19 protein-coding genes are annotated in these 18,275 nt (G+C 71.1%); 5 read left to right on the plus strand and 14 right to left on the minus strand.

Going from position 1 to position 18,275, the window contains the following annotated elements; all coding sequences use genetic code 11:
- Nucleotides 1-47: 47 nt before the first annotated feature.
- Both EIZ44_RS44950 and EIZ44_RS44955 read right to left on the minus strand, forming a co-directional pair.
- Nucleotides 48-200 (minus strand): hypothetical protein, encoded by a 153-nt coding sequence (locus EIZ44_RS44950; protein ID WP_167754372.1) that lies wholly within the window; start codon nt 198-200, stop codon nt 48-50.
- Nucleotides 201-244: 44 nt separating this feature from the next.
- Nucleotides 245-403: a CG2302 family histidine operon protein gene (locus EIZ44_RS44955; RefSeq protein ID WP_162836028.1), complete on the minus strand. Its 159-nt coding sequence runs from the start codon at nt 401-403 to the stop codon at nt 245-247.
- A gap of 17 nt (nt 404-420) precedes the next feature.
- On the opposite strand from EIZ44_RS44955, the gene EIZ44_RS35030 reads away from it, so the two are divergent.
- Nucleotides 421-1,158 (plus strand): MBL fold metallo-hydrolase, encoded by a 738-nt coding sequence (locus tag EIZ44_RS35030; protein WP_134733468.1) that lies wholly within the window; start codon nt 421-423, stop codon nt 1,156-1,158.
- Between the two features lie 177 nt (nt 1,159-1,335).
- Here the strand turns inward: EIZ44_RS35030 and hisB are convergent, their stop codons facing one another.
- The 3 genes from hisB to hisD are packed head-to-tail and all read right to left on the minus strand — an operon-like array spanning nt 1,336 to nt 4,363.
- Nucleotides 1,336-1,935 carry an imidazoleglycerol-phosphate dehydratase HisB gene (gene hisB, locus EIZ44_RS35035; protein ID WP_037367102.1) on the minus strand — a complete coding sequence of 200 codons (600 nt, stop codon included), beginning with the start codon at nt 1,933-1,935 and terminating at the stop codon, nt 1,336-1,338.
- Complete coding sequence (locus tag EIZ44_RS35040) at nt 1,932-3,041, minus strand: histidinol-phosphate transaminase (RefSeq protein ID WP_134733470.1); 1,110 nt, start codon at nt 3,039-3,041, stop codon at nt 1,932-1,934. Before EIZ44_RS35040 ends, hisB begins: the two co-directional genes overlap by 4 nt.
- Nucleotides 3,038-4,363, minus strand: a complete 1,326-nt coding sequence (hisD, locus tag EIZ44_RS35045) for a histidinol dehydrogenase (protein WP_134733472.1) — start codon at nt 4,361-4,363, stop codon at nt 3,038-3,040. Before hisD ends, EIZ44_RS35040 begins: the two co-directional genes overlap by 4 nt.
- A gap of 84 nt (nt 4,364-4,447) precedes the next feature.
- Here hisD and EIZ44_RS35050 point away from each other — a divergent pair, with 84 nt between their 5' ends.
- Nucleotides 4,448-5,245, plus strand: a complete 798-nt coding sequence (locus EIZ44_RS35050) for a carbon-nitrogen hydrolase family protein (protein ID WP_134733474.1) — start codon at nt 4,448-4,450, stop codon at nt 5,243-5,245.
- Nucleotides 5,246-5,249: 4 nt separating this feature from the next.
- Here EIZ44_RS35050 and EIZ44_RS35055 read toward each other — a convergent pair whose 3' ends face one another.
- From EIZ44_RS35055 to eccB, 4 genes are read right to left on the minus strand one after another with little or no spacing between them, the layout of a single operon-like run.
- A complete protein-coding gene (locus EIZ44_RS35055) occupies nt 5,250-6,317 on the minus strand; it encodes a TIR domain-containing protein (protein ID WP_240691507.1) in 1,068 nt (355 codons plus the stop codon).
- 2 nt (nt 6,318-6,319) lie between these two features.
- Nucleotides 6,320-6,973, minus strand: a complete 654-nt coding sequence (locus tag EIZ44_RS35060; RefSeq protein ID WP_037809611.1) for a response regulator — start codon at nt 6,971-6,973, stop codon at nt 6,320-6,322.
- Nucleotides 6,970-7,641, minus strand: coding sequence for a response regulator transcription factor (locus EIZ44_RS35065; protein ID WP_037810075.1), 672 nt, complete (start codon nt 7,639-7,641; stop codon nt 6,970-6,972). The genes EIZ44_RS35060 and EIZ44_RS35065 overlap by 4 nt, the downstream gene beginning before the upstream one ends.
- Nucleotides 7,642-7,679: 38 nt before the next feature.
- Entirely contained in the window at nt 7,680-9,086 is a 1,407-nt protein-coding gene (eccB, locus tag EIZ44_RS35070; protein WP_134733478.1) for a type VII secretion protein EccB, read from the minus strand.
- A 152-nt stretch (nt 9,087-9,238) separates the two neighbouring features.
- On the opposite strand from eccB, the gene EIZ44_RS35075 reads away from it, so the two are divergent.
- Nucleotides 9,239-10,321 (plus strand): type VII secretion protein EccE, encoded by a 1,083-nt coding sequence (locus EIZ44_RS35075; RefSeq protein ID WP_134733480.1) that lies wholly within the window; start codon nt 9,239-9,241, stop codon nt 10,319-10,321.
- A gap of 6 nt (nt 10,322-10,327) precedes the next feature.
- On the opposite strand, the gene EIZ44_RS35080 is transcribed toward EIZ44_RS35075, so the two are convergent.
- From EIZ44_RS35080 to EIZ44_RS35095, 4 genes are read right to left on the minus strand one after another with little or no spacing between them, the layout of a single operon-like run.
- Nucleotides 10,328-11,257, minus strand: a complete 930-nt coding sequence (locus tag EIZ44_RS35080; RefSeq protein ID WP_134733482.1) for a sugar phosphate isomerase/epimerase family protein — start codon at nt 11,255-11,257, stop codon at nt 10,328-10,330.
- Nucleotides 11,254-12,780: a GMC oxidoreductase gene (locus EIZ44_RS35085; protein WP_240691505.1), complete on the minus strand. Its 1,527-nt coding sequence runs from the start codon at nt 12,778-12,780 to the stop codon at nt 11,254-11,256. The genes EIZ44_RS35080 and EIZ44_RS35085 overlap by 4 nt, the downstream gene beginning before the upstream one ends.
- Nucleotides 12,777-13,709, minus strand: a complete 933-nt coding sequence (locus tag EIZ44_RS35090; protein WP_037809606.1) for a sugar phosphate isomerase/epimerase family protein — start codon at nt 13,707-13,709, stop codon at nt 12,777-12,779. Before EIZ44_RS35090 ends, EIZ44_RS35085 begins: the two co-directional genes overlap by 4 nt.
- Nucleotides 13,706-14,854: a Gfo/Idh/MocA family protein gene (locus EIZ44_RS35095; protein WP_134733484.1), complete on the minus strand. Its 1,149-nt coding sequence runs from the start codon at nt 14,852-14,854 to the stop codon at nt 13,706-13,708. The genes EIZ44_RS35090 and EIZ44_RS35095 overlap by 4 nt, the downstream gene beginning before the upstream one ends.
- 152 nt (nt 14,855-15,006) lie before the next feature.
- Here EIZ44_RS35095 and EIZ44_RS35100 point away from each other — a divergent pair, with 152 nt between their 5' ends.
- A complete protein-coding gene (locus EIZ44_RS35100) occupies nt 15,007-16,254 on the plus strand; it encodes an ROK family transcriptional regulator (RefSeq protein WP_134665777.1) in 1,248 nt (415 codons plus the stop codon).
- A gap of 103 nt (nt 16,255-16,357) precedes the next feature.
- Nucleotides 16,358-17,632, plus strand: a complete 1,275-nt coding sequence (locus tag EIZ44_RS35105) for an MFS transporter (protein WP_134733486.1) — start codon at nt 16,358-16,360, stop codon at nt 17,630-17,632.
- 31 nt (nt 17,633-17,663) lie between these two features.
- Here EIZ44_RS35105 and EIZ44_RS35110 read toward each other — a convergent pair whose 3' ends face one another.
- The gene (locus EIZ44_RS35110) at nt 17,664-17,945 is read right to left on the minus strand and encodes a hypothetical protein (protein ID WP_134733488.1); all 282 of its coding nucleotides are present in this window, start codon (nt 17,943-17,945) and stop codon (nt 17,664-17,666) included.
- Nucleotides 17,946-18,275 lie beyond the last annotated feature (330 nt).

Here is an 18,275-nt window from a genome sequence, read left to right on the forward strand (position 1 = left end):
ATCCTGCTAACTCGGTGTCCACGACCCGGGGTGAACCTCAGTCCGCATCAATTGCTGGGCGGCACAGGGCAGGCGCGGGCACGCGCCTGCGCGAGAAGGTCCGCGTCGGCGGCCAAGTCCGCGTAGGCGAGCAGGTCCACGTCGGCGAGCAGGTCCACGTCGGCGACCCAAGCCCGCGTCGGCGAGCAGACCCGCGTCAACAGTGCGGGAAGCGTGCGTCGGAAGCGGGAAGATCCCGGAGTGGTCAGCTGACCAGCCAGGCGATGGCCCCGCCGATCGCCAGCACTGCCGCGATGCCCAGCACCACGGCGAAGAACTTCGCGGTCTTCCACAGCGAGTAGACCCCGCCGGCCAGGAAGCCGCCGAGGGCCAGCAGCAGGACCGCGATCAGTTCTTTGCTCACAGGGGTTAGCGTGCCACATGGCTTTCACCGTGACGGTACTGGGCAGCGCGACGCCGTACCCGCGCCCGGACGCTCCGTGCTCCGGGTACCTGGTGCGCCACGAGGACACCGCGATCTGGCTCGACGCCGGGCCCGGCACCCTCGCTGCCCTGCAGGAACACGTCTCGCCGGCCGAGCTGGACGCGATCTGGATCTCGCATCTGCACGCGGACCACGTCGCGGATCTGTTACCGGCGGTGTACGCACTGTTGTTCGCGGATCTCCGCCCGCGGCGGCCGATCCCGCTCTACGGCCCGCCGGGGACGGCGGCGCGGATCTCCGCGTTCCTGAGCAACACCGGCCGCGCGCCGATCGAGGAGGCGTTCGCCGTCCGGGAACTCCACGACGGACATCGGACCCAAGTCGGCGGGCTGCGCCTCGAGACGGTGGCCGTGTCGCACGGGTTCCCGGCGTTCGGGGTGCGGATCACTGACGGAGAGCGGACTTTCGCGTACTCCGGGGACACCGGGCCGTGCTCGGCGCTCTCGGAGCTGGCGAAGGGGACGGATCTGTTCCTGTGCGAAGCGGACAGCATCGAGCCGTCCGCGGAACACCTGACTCCGGCGGAAGCGGGCCACGCGGCTGCCGGAGCCGCACGACTGGTGCTCACGCATCTCGGCCACACGGTCACCGCCCGCGACGCGGTTCGCCTTGCCGCCGAACACTTTCCCGGGCCGGTGGCTTATGCCGCTCCGCGGACGGTGTTCCGTGTGTGAGCGGTCAGAACGAGAACCGAGTGCGCGGTGCCGGTCCGCTGGAGCGAGCTTCCCCGCGAATTACCGACCTGAATATCGCGAGGTCGATTCCCGCTTCTCCTGCTCGATGCGGGCCGCATTCCCGTCGCGGCCACCGTGCGCGGCGTCCAGCAGCAACGCCGCGCACGTTCGTAGCCGTTAAAGCACGCCCTTCGTGGACGGAATCCCCCCGGCGCGCGGGTCCGGTTCCGTGGCCGCCCGCAGTGCCCTCGCCACGGCCTTGTACTCCGCTTCCGCGATGTGGTGCGGGTCGCGGCCGTGGATGACGCGGACGTGCAGGGCGATCTGCGCGTGGAACGCCAGCGAGTCGAAGACGTGCCGGGTCAGGACGAACGGGTAGTTGTTGCCGATCGTGAAGGTGTTGAACTGCTCCGGTTCCCCGACGTGCACGCAGTACGGGCGGCCGGAGACGTCGATCGCGGCGTGGGCGAGGGTTTCGTCCATCGGGATCCACGCGTCGCCGAAGCGGCGGATGCCGCTCTTGTCCCCGAGGGCCTGGCGCAGCGCCTGGCCGAGCACGATCGCGGTGTCCTCGACGGTGTGGTGGGCGTCGATGTGGACGTCGCCGGTCGCTTCGACCTTCAGGTCCAGCGAGCCGTGCACGCCGAACGCGGTGAGCATGTGGTCGTAGAACGGCACGCCGGTGGCGATCTCCACCTGGCCGGTCCCGTCGAGGTCCAGCTGGACCAGGATGGACGATTCCTTGGTGGTGCGCTCCACCTTGCCGACGCGGCTCATCGCTTGACTTCCTTACTCGCTTCGAGGAAAGCGTCGTTCTCTTCCGGGGTGCCGACGGTCACCCGCAGGTGGCCTTCGATGCCCACGTCCCGGATCAGCACGCCGTGGTCCAAATAGGACTGCCAGCTGGCCGGCGCGTCGCTGAACCGTCCGAAGAGGACGAAGTTGGCGTCGCTCGGCACCGGGGTGAATCCCAAGCCCAGCAAGGCTTCCACGACGCGGTCGCGTTCGGCGGAGAGCCGGTGCACCGACGCGAGGGTGGCGTCGGCGTGCCGGAGGGCGGCACGGGCGGCCGCCTGGGTGACCTTGGAAAGGTGGTACGGCAAGCGGACCAGCTGCAGGGCGTCCACGATGGCCGGTGCGGCGGCGAGGTAGCCCAGCCGTCCGCCGGCGAAGGCGAACGCCTTGCTCATCGTGCGCGACACGATCAGCTTCGCCGGGTACTCCGCGATCAGCTCGATCGCGCTGGCCTGCGACGAAAACTCCGCGTACGCCTCGTCCACCACGACGATCCCCGGGGCCGCGTCGAGCACGCCGCGCAGCTGGTCCAGCGGGATCGACCCGCCGGTGGGGTTGTTCGGGCTGGTCACGAAGACGATGTCCGGCTTCCGCTCGGCGACCGCTCGGGCGGCCTGCGCGGTGTCGAGCGAGAAGTCCGCGCGGCGCGGCACCGGCAGCCAGTCGGTACGCGTGCCGGTCGCGATGATCGGGTGCATCGAGTACGACGGCTCGAAGCCCAGCGCGGTGCGGCCGGGGCCGCCGAACGCCTGCAGGATCTGCTGCAGGATCTCGTTCGACCCGTTCGCCGCCCACACGTTCGCCTCGGACAGCACGACCCGGGTGGACACGGTGAGGTAGTCCGCCAGATCGGTGCGCAGCGCCACCGCGTCGCGGTCCGGGTACCGGTGCAGCGACGCGGCTTCGGCGCGCACGGCCTCGGCGACGTCGTCGACCAGTTCGGGCGGCGGCGGGTACGGGTTTTCGTTGGTGTTGAGCCGGATCGGGACGTCCAGCTGCGGCGCGCCGTACGGGGTGCGGCCCCGCAGGTCCTCGCGCAGCGGGAGTTCGGCGAGGGTGACCTCGCCGCCGGGAGTGGCTTCGTTCATCGGCCGTCTCCTTCGAAACGTGCGGTGACGGCTTCGCCGTGCGCGGGCAGGTCTTCGGCGTCCGCGAGCGCGACGACGCGGGGAGCGATCTCGCGCAGGGCGTCCTCGGAGTAGTCCACGACGTGGATCCCCTTCAGGAAGCTCTGCACCGACAGGCCCGAGGAATGCCGCGCGAACCCGCCGGTGGGCAGCACGTGGTTCGAGCCGGCGCAGTAGTCGCCCAGCGAAACCGGGGCGTACGCGCCGACGAAGATCGCTCCGGCGTTGCGCACCCGTGCGGCCACTTCGCGGGCGTTCGCGGTCTGGATTTCCAGGTGCTCGGCGGCATACGCGTCCACGACGCGCAGTCCGTCGTCCACAGTGGACACCAGGATGACGCCGGACTGCTTGCCGCCCAGCGCCTGGCCGACCCGCTCGGAGTGCTTCGTCGCGGGGACGCGGGCGGCCAGTTCCGTCTCGACCGCGTCGGCCAACTCCTCGGACGTGGTCACCAGGACGCTCGCGGCCAGCGGGTCGTGCTCGGCCTGGCTGATCAGGTCGGCGGCGACGTGCGCCGGGTCGGCCGTCTCGTCGGCGAGGATCGCGATCTCGGTCGGACCGGCCTCGGAGTCGATCCCGATCACGCCGCGGACCAGGCGCTTGGCCGCGGTGAGGAAGATGTTGCCGGGGCCGGTGACGATGTCCACCGGGGCCAGTTCGGCGCCGTCGGTGTCGACGCCGCCGTAGGCGACCAGCGCGACCGCCTGCGCGCCGCCGACCGCCCACACCTCGTCGACGCCGAGCAGCGCGGCCGCGGCCAGGATCGTCGGGTGCGGCCGCCCGCCGAACGCGGCCTGCGGCGGCGAGCACACGACCAGCGAGCGCACGCCGGCCAGCTGCGCCGGGACGACGTTCATCACCACGGTCGACGGGTACACCGCCAGCCCGCCCGGCGCGTACAGGCCGACGCGGTCGACCGGCACCCAGCGCTCGGTGACCGTGCCGCCGGGCACGACCTGGGTCGTGACGTCCTGGCGGCGCTGGTCGGAGTGCACCTTCCGGGCGCGCTTGATGGACTCCTCCAGCGCGGCGCGGACCTGCGGGTCCAGCTCGGACAGCGCCTTGGTCAGCTCTTCGGCGGGCACGCGGACCGTCTCCGGGCGCACCTTGTCGAACCGCTCGGTGAACTCGAGGACCGCCTCGACCCCGCGGTCGCGGACCGCCTCGACCACCGGCCGGACCTGATGCAGCGCCGCGTCCACGTCGTACTCGGCGCGCGGAAGCGCGGCACGGAGCTCGGCAGCGGAGGGGACCTGCCCGCGCAGGTCGGTGCGGTTCAACATGGACACCAGGGTACGAGGTGGCCCGCGCGCGCCCGGCAGGGATACTCGATGCCGACCCGCTGTCCCCGGACCAGGGAGGCTCGTGTGCCCCGGATCGCGTTGTGCCAGCTCAACTCGGGCGACGACCCGGAAGAAAACCTGAAAACGGTTCGCTCCGGCGTGGAGGCCGCGGCGGCCGCCGGAGCGCGGGTGGTGGTGTTCCCGGAGGCGACGATGGCCCGCTTCGGCCGCCCGCTCGCCCCGGTCGCGCAGCAGCTCGACGGCCCGTGGGCGACGGCGGTCGCCGCGATCGCCTCGGAGCACGACGTGCTGGTGATCGCCGGGATGTTCACGCCAGCGGACAACGGGCGGGTGCGGAACACACTGCTGATCACCGGGCTGGGGCAGCATCTCGGCTACGACAAGATCCACCTGTACGACGCCTTCGGCTTCGCCGAATCGGACACTGTCGCGCCGGGTGCGGAGGTCGTGACTTTCTCCGCGGAGGGGACCGTGTTCGGGGTCGCCACCTGCTACGACCTGCGGTTCCCGGAGCTGTTCCGACGCCTGGCCGACGACGGCGCGGACGTGGTGACGGTCCCGGCTTCGTGGGGCGCGGGAGCCGGGAAGCGGGAGCAGTGGGAAGTCCTGGTGCGGGCACGGGCCCTGGACTCGGGCTGCTGGGTGGCGGCTTGCGGGCAGGCCGACCCGGCGGTGACCGGGGTGGAAGTGAATCCGAAGGCGCCGACCGGCATCGGGTACTCGCTGGTGGCGGACGGTTTCGGGCGGGTGGAAGCGCAGGCTGGGGCCGGGGTGGAGATGCTGGTGGTGGACGTGGACCCGGAGGTGGCGGGGAAGGCTCGGACGGCTACTGGGGCGTTGGCCAACCGGCGGCTGTCGTGAGCGGTCAGCTCAGCCGGTGACGTTCGAACGCCTCGAGAGCGCGATCGTATTGGGCTGACGCCTCGGGAGAGATCTCCAGCGGGAGGTTCAGCCGGATCGTGATGTCCTCGCCGTTGAGCAGTTGCCCGTGCAGAGGGTCCATGCGATCACGGAACTCGTACACGAAGGACCTCAACCGCTCCACGGGCTGGTACGCGAACTGGGCGAGCGCCGCGAAGACCTCGTGGACCTCGTCCGACTCCGTCGCGTAACCGCGGAGCCGGTAGGACCAGTCCAGGAACGACGCATAGACCGCGACGTAGCGGCTTGCCATGTGGATTATCCGAGGGACGTCCCCGCCTTCGGCGAACGCGGAAGCGTGCGCGTCGCCGGAAAGCACCGCGGCGAAGTTCCTGGTCACGCTGATCACTGTGGCGAGTTCCCGTTGGACGATCGCCGGAACCTGGTCGACCGGCACGTACTCGTCCGGATGGGCAAAGCCCATGCGATGGTCCAGATAAGCGTCGAGCAGCCGCTCGACCCCGCTCACCAGCTGATAAGAAAAGAGCAGATATCCCCAGCCCGCGGGGCGCTCGCCGATCAGCACCGTGGCTTCGTGCTCGTTTCGCGGGACATACCCGTTGAACCCGCCTCCTCCCGCCGCGGCGGCACTGCCCAATTTCTGGCAGATCGCGCTAGCGATGCCGCTCGCCCCGACGATGTTCCCGTCCAGGTAACTGATGCTGTCCCGGACATCGTCGAGCTGGGTCGCGTCCAAGCGCACCGGAAGCAAATACGGTTCCGGCTGATTGATCGCCCGCAACAGCACGCTTCGACGCTCGAACCTCGTCCACGGTTTGGCCGCGTAATGCCGGGAAACGAACATCACGGCGTACCGCGCGCGTTCTTCGTAGATCTTCGGCAGGTACTCGGTCAGGTCTTCGCCCCAGAGCGAAACCTGCTCGTCCTGGTCGTAGAACACCTTATATCCGGCGTCGACCACCTCCCGGACCACCGCCTCGACGAAAACGCGGTCTTCCCCGGCGAAGGACACCGCGACGTCGTAGTCGTAGGCCCGCGCCGGGTCTCTCACCGTCAACGCAGCAACCCTTCCCGGATCGCCACCCGCACGAATCCCGCCCTTCGCCGCTCTCCCGTCTTGTCCCGGATCCGGTCCAGATACGACCGCACCGTCCGGACGCTGATGTCCAGGATCTCCGCGACGTCGACGTCCCGCTCCCCCGCCGCTACCAGGCGCAGGACCTGTTTTTCCCGTTCCGACAGCACGATCTTCGGTCCCGCGTGCCGTTCGTCGCTGTCCTGGATGATCATGCCGGCCAAGGTCGGCGAGACGTACGCGTTGTCCTCCGCGATCGTCCGGATCGCGCGAAGCAGTTCGTCGCCGTCTACGTCCTTCGACAGGAAGCCCTTCGCGCCGGCTTGCATCGCGCCGAGGACCTCGGGCTGTTCCGCGTGCGCGGACACCACGAGCACCTTGTGCCCCATCTGCCCCACCTCGAGCACCGCGGCCGCGTCCTGGACGCCGCGCAGTTTCAGGTCGAGCACGACCACGCTGCCCTTCGGCTGGTCCTGCACCGCGAACCGCGCCACGGAGTCGGCTACCGCGCCCAGTTCGATGTCCGGGGCGTCGTTCAGCACGCGCGCGACCGCGTCCCGGTACAGCGGGTGGTCTTCGATCACCCCGACCTGGATGGGTCCGCTCCGGCGCCGCCCCTCGTCGGCTTTCACGTCACTGTTTCCTTCCCCACCAGGCCGCGGCGGATCGCTTCCTTCACGAGGCCGGGGCGCCGCCGTTCGCCGGTCTTGTCGCGGATCCGGTCGAGGTAGCCGCGCACGGTGCGGACGCCGATGCCGAGGATCCGCGCGATGTCGACGTCCCGTTCGCCCGCCGCGACGAGCCGCAGCACCTGCACTTCTCGCGGCGACAGTTCCATTTCCGGCCGGGTGACCGGGCGGTCGGTGTTGTCCTTGATGATCATTCCGGCGACCACGGCCGACACGTACGCGCCGCCGCCCGCGACCGCGCGGATGGCGATCAGCAGCTCGTCGACGTCGACATCCTTCGACAGGAATCCCTTGGCTCCGGCGGCGATCGCGGCGAGCACCGTCTCCGGCTCGGCTTGCGCCGACACGACCAGCACGTGATGGCCCAGCTCGGCGACCTCGAGCACCGCGGCCGCGCCGGCGACGCCCGGCAGGCCGAGGTCGAGCAGGACGACGCTTCCGGCGGGCTGGCGCGCGACGTGGAAGCGCGCGACCGAATCGACCACCGCGCCCAGTTCGACGTCCGGGGCCTCCATGAGGACGCGTTCCACCGACCGGCGGTACAGCGGATGGTCTTCGATCACTGCGACGTGGACGCTGCCGGAAGCTGGGGATTCGGGGCGGTCCGGCACGTCGCTGGGTCGCTGCGCTGTCGTGGTCACCGGCTCGCTCACCCCGTTCCCGCAGGCTGCCCGGCCGCGGCGGGATCGAGCGCGGGACCGGTCGGCATCAGCGCGAGAAGCCCGCCCGCGACCGGATGCCCGGACCCAGAACCGTAGCCCAGCGACGTGAGCGCCGTCCCGTTCGCCACCGGATATTTTCGCCCCGTGTCCGTGACGAGATAAATGGTTCCCGACCCGGGATCGGTCGCGACCGCGCCGCGCGAGGGCGGGACGTAGACGACATCGGCGACCCGGGCGTCGGTCCGGCTCTGCACCGGCAGCGCGCGGGCGCCGGGCGGGACCGGCAGATCCGCCGAGACCGTCACGCGGCCGTTCTGCGCGCACAGGGTCACCGCGCTGCCGGTGATCGGCGCTTTCCCGGGGATCCGGTCCGGGTACGCCGCCGGATCCTCGCCGCCGGAACGGGGTTCGCTCACCTTCTTCACCGAAGCGACGTCCGCGGCGCGCACCCGCGCCGGTTCCGGACGGCCCGGATACGCCGGTTCGTTCGCCGGAGTCGTGACGAGCAGCGCGGCCTCGGTCTGGCCGACGGGTTCGAGGCCGTCCGGGCGGACGAGGTAGTAGGTCGAGGCGGTGGCGGGCCCGGCCATCGGGTCGACGACCGACAGCACCTGGCCGACGCGCGTCTCCTGCGTCCCGACGCGCGGGCCGGGGTTTCCCGCGCCGTCGACGGGGATCTCGCCGAGGTCGCGTCCGGCCGGCACGGTGTCGATCCAGCGCGCGGACACGGTGATCGTCGGGTAGCTGTCGAATTGCAGGGCCGCCGCGGCTTCGTCGCTCAGCCGGTACCGGTGGCCGCCCGCGAGCAGGAACCGGCCGCCCTGCGGAACGCGCACGATCACGCCCGAATCGCGCGGCAGCTCGACCCCGGACGCGGCGGGTTCCAGCAGCACGGCGACGAGCGGTTCGGCCGACGCGGGCGCGTCCTGGGTGGTGCGGCTGCAACTGGCCCACGGGGTGGTGATCAGCGTGCTGGGCAAGGAATCCGGCGCGCCGACGATGCCGATCTGGGTGCCGCGCGGGGCCGTGCCGAGCTTCTCGGCGGGCACCGTGACGGTCTCGTGTCCGTTGCCGCCGGCGAGCAGCCGCGCGGACGCGTAGTTGAGCACCGGGTGCACCGCGCCGTCCGCGCCGAGCACGAACCGCGCCCCGCTGTCCTCCTCGACGATCACCTTGCCGCCGGCCAGCCAGTCCTTCCCGCCGGACGGGCTGACCAGGCCGATCACCCCGAACACCGCGGTCACGAGCAGCGCCGCGCCGACGCCGAGCAGCGTGCCGAGCACGAGACGGCGGCTGGGCGACACCGGATGGTTGGCGTCCGCGGCGACGAGCGCGGACACGAGACGGCGGCGCAGGAACTGGTACGCCTGGATCTGGTCCCGCTGCGTCCACACGCTGTCCCGGCCCCCTGGAGATCACATCCGCTTCCCGCGCAGGCTAGACAGCTCTCCGGACGCGCACGAGGGTAATTTTTACGCCCACGCGCCCGCGCGGGGACGCTAGCGTTCGCGGGGCCGGGTCCCCGCCCGGGGAAGAGGGGAATGCGTTGTCCGTGTCCGCGCCGCCTGCCCCGGCTCCTGCCCGCGTCCCCGGGACCGCCGGGGTTTCGGGCACCGCGCCGTGGCCGTGGCTGCTGCCGATCCGCCCGTTGCAGGCGGCCGGGTGGGAGATCGCCGCGCTGGCGCTGCTGCTCGCGTTCACCGTGCACGGCCTGGCCCAGCCGATGCGGATCACCATCGCCGTGCTGGCCGGGCTGCTGGTGGTCACGACGTCGATACGGGTCGCCGGACGGCATTTCGCCGGCTGGGCGTGGACGTGGCTCGCGCATCGGCTGCGTCGCCACGACAGCCGCCGCGACAGCCCGGACGCCTTGCTGCGCATCGCCGGTCCGGTGAAGGTGCGTCAGCACGTCGACCGCGCGGGCAACCGCTTCGGCGTCGCCGAGGTCGACGGTGACTGGAGCGCGATCGTGCGCCTCACGCCCGGTGCCGGGGAACCGTCGACGGACGAACTGCTGGCCATCCTCCGCACGACGTTCCGGAACCCGGACATCCCGCTGGCCGCCGTGCAGTTGCTGACGTGGGCGGTGCCCAGGGATTCGCGGGTGTACCGGGTGCGCTGGCTCGCGGTGCGCTACCGGCCGGAAGACGCGCCGATCGCCGCCCTCGCCCGCGGCGGCGGCGAACTGGGGGCGCTGCGGAGCACGGCGAGCGCGGCGCTGAGCTTGATGGTGGCGCTGGCGGAGGCGGGCTTTCCCTCGACGGTGCTGGAGGCTGGCGAGCTGACCAACGAGCTCCGGGTGGCGCTGGGGGTTTCCGCTGGCAACCCGGAGTCCGACGGGGATTTCTGGCGCGCGTGGCAATGGGGCGGGCTCACGCAGACGTGCTACTCGCCGCGGTCTTCGCGGGGGCTTGCCCGGACGCTCGGATTGGCGGTGCCGGGGGCGGCGTTTACCGCTACGTCGGCGACCGTGCGGCGGACGCCGGGCGGGCGGGAGAAGCTGGAGCTGGCTGTCCGGGTGGGAGCGAGGGCGGCGGAAGTGTCTGTGCCGCAGGGGGTTTCGGTGGTGCCGCTGCACGGTGGACACGCCGCCGCAGTACGACGGACCTTGCCGCTCGCCCTCACCTGACAGGCCTCACGCGGCGGGGAAGTTGCTCTCCACCCACTTCCAGCTCGCCCGCGCGCTGGCCAGCGGTTCCATCGACGGCCGGTCGACCTCCACGATGATCCAGCCGTCGAACGCGGCGGGCAGTTCGCCCAGGCAGTCGAGCAGCGGCACGCCGCCGAGGCCCGGTTCGAGGAACAGGTTGTCGGTCGAGCGGGTGTAGGGCCCCGGGGAAGCCTGCAGAGCGCGGACCCGGTCGACGTCGAGGTCCTTGATGTGCAGCGCGGCGATCCGGTCGCGGTGTTCGCGCAGCATCCCGCGGACGTCCGCGCCCGCCCAGAACAGGTGTCCGAGGTCGAAGCCCGCGCCGAGGACGGAATCCGGGATCCCGGCGAGGACGTGCTCGATCTCCTCCCGCGTCTCGACCCACGAGCCGACGTGGTTGTGGAACGCGGGCCGGATCCCTTCCGCGGTCAGGATTTCCGCGGCCCGGCCGAGGAAGTCGGTGTAGTGCTCCAGCCGGGCCCGGTCGAAGGCATGTCCGACACCCGCCGCCTCGTCGAAGCGTGGCATTCCGCCGCCGGTGACCATCTCGGCGGACAGGAAGATCGTGTCGAGGCCGAGGGCGTGCGTTTCGTCGGCGCGGCGGCGCACGCCGTCGAACCAGCGGAATTCCGCCGCGGAACCCGGTTCGAGCGTCACGCCGTGCGATTCCGGCAGCGGGACCTGCAGGTAACCCGGGGCCGCGCGCAGGCCGTTCTCGGCGAGCAGTTCGCGGTAGGCCCGGATGGTCTGGGTGGGCAGGACTTCCATCATCACCGCGGAAAACCCGGATTCGGCGGCCTCGCGGAGCACTCGCGGCTGCTTGTCCAGGAAGGCCGGGTCCTCGTACTCCCAGCCCTTGGCCAGGTCCGTCCACTGCAGGGTGTTGATGGCGAACTGGGAACGGTCGAGCGTCATGGCTGCTCCTGCTTCGTCGAAGTCGAAGATGTCCGGCCGAGCACGGCGCGGGCGGCGCGCACGGCGGTCGTCATGCCGGTGAGGGTCGAGTTGCAGACCAGCGCGGTGGGCACGACGCCGTTGCCTGCCACGTAAAGGTTGTCGAAGCCCCACACCCGGCAGTCCGGATCGCAGACGCTCGTGCCGTCGTCGGCGGGCCCCATCCGGACGGTCCCGGTGAAGTGCAGCGAACATCCCGGGTCCAGCAGTGCCGATTCCGTCGCCGGGTCGAACGAGCCGAGTGCGTCACCGAGCGCCTGCTGGGTGCGCCGGGCCTGCTCGATGAGTTCGCGGTCGCGCTCGGACCATCCGAAGTGGACAGTGAGGCGCGGCATGCCCATCGCGTCGGTCTCCTCGTCGGAGAATTCCAGCCGGTTGTCCGCCTGGATTTCCGTCGGGATGTAGAAGCTCGCGCCGACCTGGTACGCCAGGCGGGTGCCGTCCTCGGCGGTGAACGTCTGCGTGCCGATCTGGGCTTGGAACGGTTGCGCGGCACCGCTGTGCGGCAGCCAGTAGTGCTCGACCATGATCTCGCCGTCGGCTGGCGTCGGCAGCGCGGACAGGTCGAATCCGAGCCGCTGGGGGTCGGCGAGCACACGTCCGGTGAGGAAGGCGTGTTCGTTGAGGTAGCGGCCCAGCGCGGGCGGCCGGATTCCGGAGGCGAACAGCAGTTGAGGGCTGCGCATCGTGTCGGCGCAGACGACGGTGGCGGCGGCCCGGATTTCCCGGGTGGCGCCGGATCGCACGTCCTGCAGCACGGCGCCGCGCACCTCGCCGCCTTCGTGGATCAGCCGGATCGCGCGGGTGCCGGTCAGCAGGGTGAAGTTCGGATCCGTTGCGGCGTCGGCGATCGGCGGGAAGATCACGTTGGGCCCGGTGCGGCGGAGCACTCCCTCGGCGTCCCGCTGGGCCGCCATCGGCATCGGCTGGATGCCGCGGCCGGGAGCGTCGACATCCGCGAACAGCTTCTCGATGGTCGCGGTCACCACCCGGCCCGCTTCGGTGTCCGGGAAGGGATTCCGGTTGACCCGCAGCAGTTCTCCCGCCCGGTCCAGGTCGTTCCGCCATTCCGTGGAGTCCACAAAGGACGGTATCTCGTCGCCCCACGGCGTGGGGGTCGCGGCGGTCCAGTGGACGCCCATTCCGCCCGCGTTCCAGGCGATCGAGGCGGCGGGCATCTCGGCGGCGTTCTCGCCGAGCGACGTGAGGTGGTACATGCCGGGCTCGACGTCGACGAGGGTGGCGCCGACGTCCGCGGTGGGCGCGACGCCGGTGTAGAAGCCCTGGATGCCGGAGGCGACGCGCTGGTTGTAGCGCTCCCAGATCTCCGGGTCGGCGACGTCGTGCAGGTGCTGGCCCGGGGTGGGGCCGATCACCGGGCCGCCGTCGGCGATCACGATGCGGACGTCCGGGTCGGCGTCGCGCAGTTCGCGGGCGACGGCGGCGCCCATGAGCCCGCCGCCGACGATGAGCACGTCGTTCACGCTTCCTCCGGGGTTTCGATCACGTGCGGCCGCAGCGTCCGGTGCGCGATCTCGAGACCACGCGTGACCTTCCCGGGAGTGCCGCCCCAGACCGGGTCCTCGTGCTCGACCGAGAGCGTGCCGTCGAACCCGTGCTCGTGCAGCCGGTCGACGACCTTCGCCCAGTCGACCTGGCCGAGCCCTGGGATCCGATAGCGCCACCAGCCGGTTTCCCACGGGTCGGCCTTGGCGGTCTTGCCGAAGAAGCCGTAGCGCTGCCGGGCACGCGGGTCCAGCTCGACGTCCTTGGCCTGGGCGTGCAGGATGCGGTCGGCGTACGGGGCGATGGTCTCCACCGGGTCGATGCCGATCCAGGTGAGGTGCGAAGGGTCCCAGTTCAGGTACAGGCCGAGGCTGAACATCCACTCCCACAGCTCGGGCGAGTAGGCGAGGTTGCCCGGATAGCCGTCCGGATGCCAGCCCTCCATCACGCAGTTCTCGATGATCAGCCGGACCCCGCGCTCCCCCGCGTACTCGACCAGCGCCGGGAAGACGGTCTCGGCCTCGGCCTGGTTCTCCCGGACCGACTTGCCGGGGTCCCGGCCGACGAACGTGCCGACCAGCCCGACGCCGAGCTCCTGCGCGGCGTCGATCGAAGCCCGCAGATGGGTGTGGATCTCCGCGCGCCGCACCGGATCCGGGTGCAGGTTGTTCTCGTAGTAGGCGAGCGCGGAAATGCCGAGACCGTGGCGCGCCATCAGTTCCCGGGTCCGGTCGGCCTGCTCCGGCCCGAACTCGGCGACCGGCAGGTGGGACGCTTCGAAATCACGGCCGCCGGTCGAGGGCCAGCAGGCCACTTCGAGCGCTTCGTAGCCCGCGCCCGCGGCCCACTTCGCGATCCGTTCGAGGTCCCATCCGGGCAGGCACGCGGTCAGCATTCCGAGTTTCATCGTTCCACCTTCGTCCACGATCCGTCGCGGGCCGAGCGCAGCACCGCGTCGACCAGCCGAGCCGAACGCAGCCCGTCCGCGAAACCGGGCAGGCCGTCGGGCACGGCGCCGTCCACCGCCGCGTAAGTGTCGGCGACGAACGCTTCGAAACACTGGGCGTACCCCTGCGCGTGCCCGGCGGGCAGCTGCGACAGCCTGCGCTGCTCCGGCGAGCCGGTTCCGCTGTCCCGCACGACGATCCGGGACTCGTCCGCGCCGCCGAGCCAGATCGACTCGGGCCGTTCCTGGTCGAAGACCGCGCTGCCGCGGGAGCCGTCGAGTTCGAACCACAGCCGGTTCTTCCGGCCGGCAGCGACCTGCGAGATCGTCGCCGAGGCCAGCACCCCGGTTCCGGTGCGCAGCAGCAGCGTCGCCGAATCCTCGGTCCGCACCGGGACCCGTTCCCCCGAACCGGATCCGCCGAAGCTGGGGCCGCCGGAGCCCGGACGGTCGGGCACGGCGACCGAGGTCGCGGCGGTCAGTTCGGCGAACGGGTCGCCGGTGATCCACTCGACCAGATCGCACCAGTGCGAGCCGATGTCGGCGAACGCGCGCGACGGCCCGCCGAAGTCCGGGAAGACGCGCCAGCCCGAAACGTCCGGGGAGAGCATCCAGTCCTGCAGGTAGCTCCCGTGCACCAGCAGCAGCCGGTCGCCCAGTTCTCCGCTGCGCACGCGGGCCCGCAGTTCGCGGACGATCGGGTGGTAGCGGTAAACGAACGGCACGGTCGCCACGAGCCCGCTCTGCTCGGCGAGGGCGGCCATCCGTCCGGCCTGCTCGACCGAGACGCCCAGCGGCTTCTCGCAGATCACGTGCTTGCCCGCCCGCAGCGCGGCCTCGGCGTATTCGGCGTGCGTAGCGTTGGGCGTGCAGACGTGCACGACCTCGACGCGCTCGTCTTCGAGCACCTCGGCGAGGTCCCGGTATCCGGTGCTGATCCGCCATTGGTCGGCGACCTCGCGGGACCGCTCCGGCGTCGAGGCCAGCACCCCGGTCACCTCCGCGCCCGCCAGCAGCGCGGCCCGGCGGTGCACGGCGGCGATCATCCCCGCACCGAGCACGGCGACGCCTCGCCGGGGTTTCTTCCGGGGGTCCTGCTCCGCCATACGTGTCCTTTCACCTGCGAAGACGTGGCCTGGGGTCTCACGCCCTGCTCCGTCGTGGCCCCACGCTAAGCCGCCGCTTTATGTCGGATCAAGTCAAAAATAAAGCCACTTTCAGTCAAAAAGAACGGCATTAATGGTCTAACATCCGGGCTATGACCGACTGGACCCCCGTCCGGCTCTCCTCCCCGCCCGCCCCGGAAAACGACGCCGCCGACCGGGCGCACAGCCAGCTGCTGCGGCTGATCGCGTCCGGTTCGGCGGAAACGCGAGCGGCGCTCGTGCGCTCGACCGGCATGTCTCGGTCCACGCTGAACGGGCACCTGGACGCGCTGCTGCGCTCCCGCGTCCTGGTCGAATCGGGCACCTCGGCGCACGCCGGCCGCGGCCGTCCGGCGCACCGGCTCCGGCTCGCCGCGCGGGCGGGCGTGGTGCTGGCGGCGGACCTCGGCGCGCACAGCACCCGGGTCGCCGTCGCCGACACGGCGCAGACGATCCTCGCCGAGCAGCAGTTCCCGCTCGCGCTGGAGCAGGGCCCCGAAGCCGCGCTGGACGCGTTGACCGACCGGCTGCGCGAACTGCTCCGCGAGGCCGAGGTCGAGCCCGGCGAGGTCACCGCGCTCGCCATGGGGCTGCCCGGCCCGGTCGACGCGCGGACCGGTTCCCCGGTGCGTCCGCCGATCATGCCCGGCTGGGACCGGTATCCGGTCGGGCAGGTGATGGGCGAGCGGCTTTCCTGCGCCGTGCTCGTGGACAACGACGTGAACCTGATGGCGCTCGGCGAGGCACGGGCCCGGCCTGCCGAAGCGAATCCGTTGCTGTTCCTCAAGATCGGCACCGGGATCGGCGGCGGTCTCGTGCTCGCGGACGGGCGCATCCACCGCGGCTCCGACGGCGCGGCCGGCGACATCGGGCACGTGCGCGTCCCCGGCGACGACCAGACCGTCTGCCAATGCGGCAACGTCGGCTGCGTCGAGGCCGTGGCCTCCGCCGGAGCCGTGCTGCGCATCGTCCAGGCCGAACTGCCCGCGCTTCAGTCCATTGAGGACCTCGCCCGCGCCCTCCGCGACGGGGAGCCGACCGTGGTGCGCTACGTCCGCACCGCGGCCGAAACGATCGGCGAGGTCGTCGCGATGCTGGTGCACTTCTACAACCCGCGCACGATCGCGCTCGGCGGCCTGATCACCGCGGCGGGCGACGACGTGCTGGCCGGGATCCGCAGCGTCGTCTACCGCCGCGCGCTGCCGCTGGCCACCCGGAACCTGGTGCTGACGCACAGCGAACTCGGCAGGCACGCGGGCGTCGCGGGCGGGATCGTCTCGGCGGTCGAGCACACCCTTTCGCCGTCCGGGATCCGGGCGCTGAAGGAATCCGTACTTGACAGGGTGCCCGGCGCGAGGTGAACATCCTTGCTGTCTCACGCCCGAGAACGTCGGAACCGCCACCGCGGGTGGCGTCTGCGTCGCCCCGGCGACCCGCGGAACCGATCCCCTCTCGGAGAAAGCCATGACGCACACGGTCAGTGCGGACCGGTCCGTTCGCACGGCAGGCCCGAAATTCGTCGTCGCCTACATCGCGGCACTGCTCGGCTGCTACTTCGCCCTCATCACCCCGGCGTCGGTCACCGTCGCCCTCCGGCTCCAGCAGATCGACCCCGAGCACAAGGTCGGCGCCCTCGCGCTCGCGCTCGGCCTCGGTGCGCTGCTCGCCGTCGTCGCCAACCCGCTCTTCGGCCACCTCTCCGACCGCACCACGTCCCGGTTCGGCATGCGCAAACCCTGGCTGATCGCCGGGATCTTCGGCGGCACCGGCGGGCTGCTCGTGGTCGCGTTCGCCACCACGACGGCCATGGTCGTGGTCGGCTGGTGCCTGACCCAGATCCTGTTCAACGCCGCGCTCGCCGCGATGGTCGCCCTGCTGCCCGACCAGATCCCGGCGGAGCGGCGCGGCGTGGTGAGCGCGCTGATGGGCGTCTGCTTCCCGGTTTCGATGATCGGCGGCAGCTACGTCGCGCAGGCCGTGACCGGGCTGCCGCCGTTCTGGATGTTCCTGCTCCCCGCGATCGCCGCGCCGATCACCGTCGTCATCCTGTGCGCCGTCCTGCGGGACCGCCGCCTCGACCCGGCGGAGCGGACCCCGTTCGGCATCCGCGACCTCGGCCGGATGTTCTCGTTCCGGCCCCGGCACAACCCGCCGTTCGCGTGGGCCTGCCTGATGGTTTTCCTGCTGTCGATCGGATTCTCGACCTTCACCACCTACCTGGTCTACTACCTGTCCGACGTATTGGGCGTGGGCAGCGGCGAGGTCGCGCACGCCGCGTTCGTCGTGAACCTGATCGCCTTCGGCATCGCCCTGCCCGCGAGCCTGGCCGGCGGCTGGATCACCGACCGGTTCGGCCGCCGCGGGCTGATGATGCTCTCGTCGGCGGTGCTGCTGGCGCTCGCGCTGGCGGTGCTGATCGTGGCGAAGAGCGTCCCGATGCTCTACGTCAGCGCCGCGATCGCCGGCGTCGGGCTGGGCGGGTACTTCTGCGGCCATTTCGCGGTCCCGGCTGCGCTCCTCTCGGGGGACGGCGAGGCGGCGCGCGAGATGGGGGTGGTGAACATCGCGCTCACGCTGCCGAGTTCGCTGGTGCCGGTTTACGGGCCGGTGTTGTTGTCGTTCGGTTCGAGCACGAGCACGAATTACCCGCTGCTGTTCGGGTCCGGTGTGGTCGCTTGTCTGCTGGCGATTCCGGTGATGCGGAAGATCCGCGGGCTCAACCGGCCGCCTGCGGGATGACGGGAAGTTCGTGAGGGGAACCCTGAAGGAATCAGATTCCGTCAGGGTTCCCCTCACGACCTGGGGAAAGCAGGCGCTCCAGTTCGGTTTCGGCCTCGCTGCTTCCGGCGTCCGAAAGCCGTTGCAGTTCCCGCAGATCGCTCCTCGCCACCGCCCGGCGGGTCAGCAAGCGTCCGGCGTGTTCGCTGCCCTCGTCGAGCAGTTCGGACAGCTCGGCCAGGTCGCCGCGGCGGTCGGCGAGATCGGCGAGGCGATCCAGTGCGGTTTCGTTCCCCTCGTCAGCGAGGGCGCGCAGGGTGTCGTAATCGTGCAAGGGCTCATGCCCGAGCGCGCGCGATGCCTCCGGATACCGCCGCTACGACGCGCAGGCGGTCATCGACCTGGCCCGCATCGTCACGCTCGACCGGATCGACGCGGAGTTGCGCGATCGCATCCGGCAACGCGAACAACGCCGCGCCCGGTTGCGAGGCCTCGATCAGTCCGACCGCCTCTTCTGCCGTCCGACGCCATCACGTTCATCGACCGGCTGAAGCGAGCAGGACTGTCCGAGCGGCACGAGAATGCCATCCGCGACGGCTGGATCCTTTGTCTGCGCGCTCGAGCCGGACGTCGCCCGCGTCGTTCTCGCCACCCGCAGGACAAT

Source organism: Amycolatopsis nivea, from assembly GCF_004522235.1.
Taxonomy (GTDB): Bacteria; Actinomycetota; Actinomycetes; order Mycobacteriales; family Pseudonocardiaceae; genus Amycolatopsis; species Amycolatopsis nivea.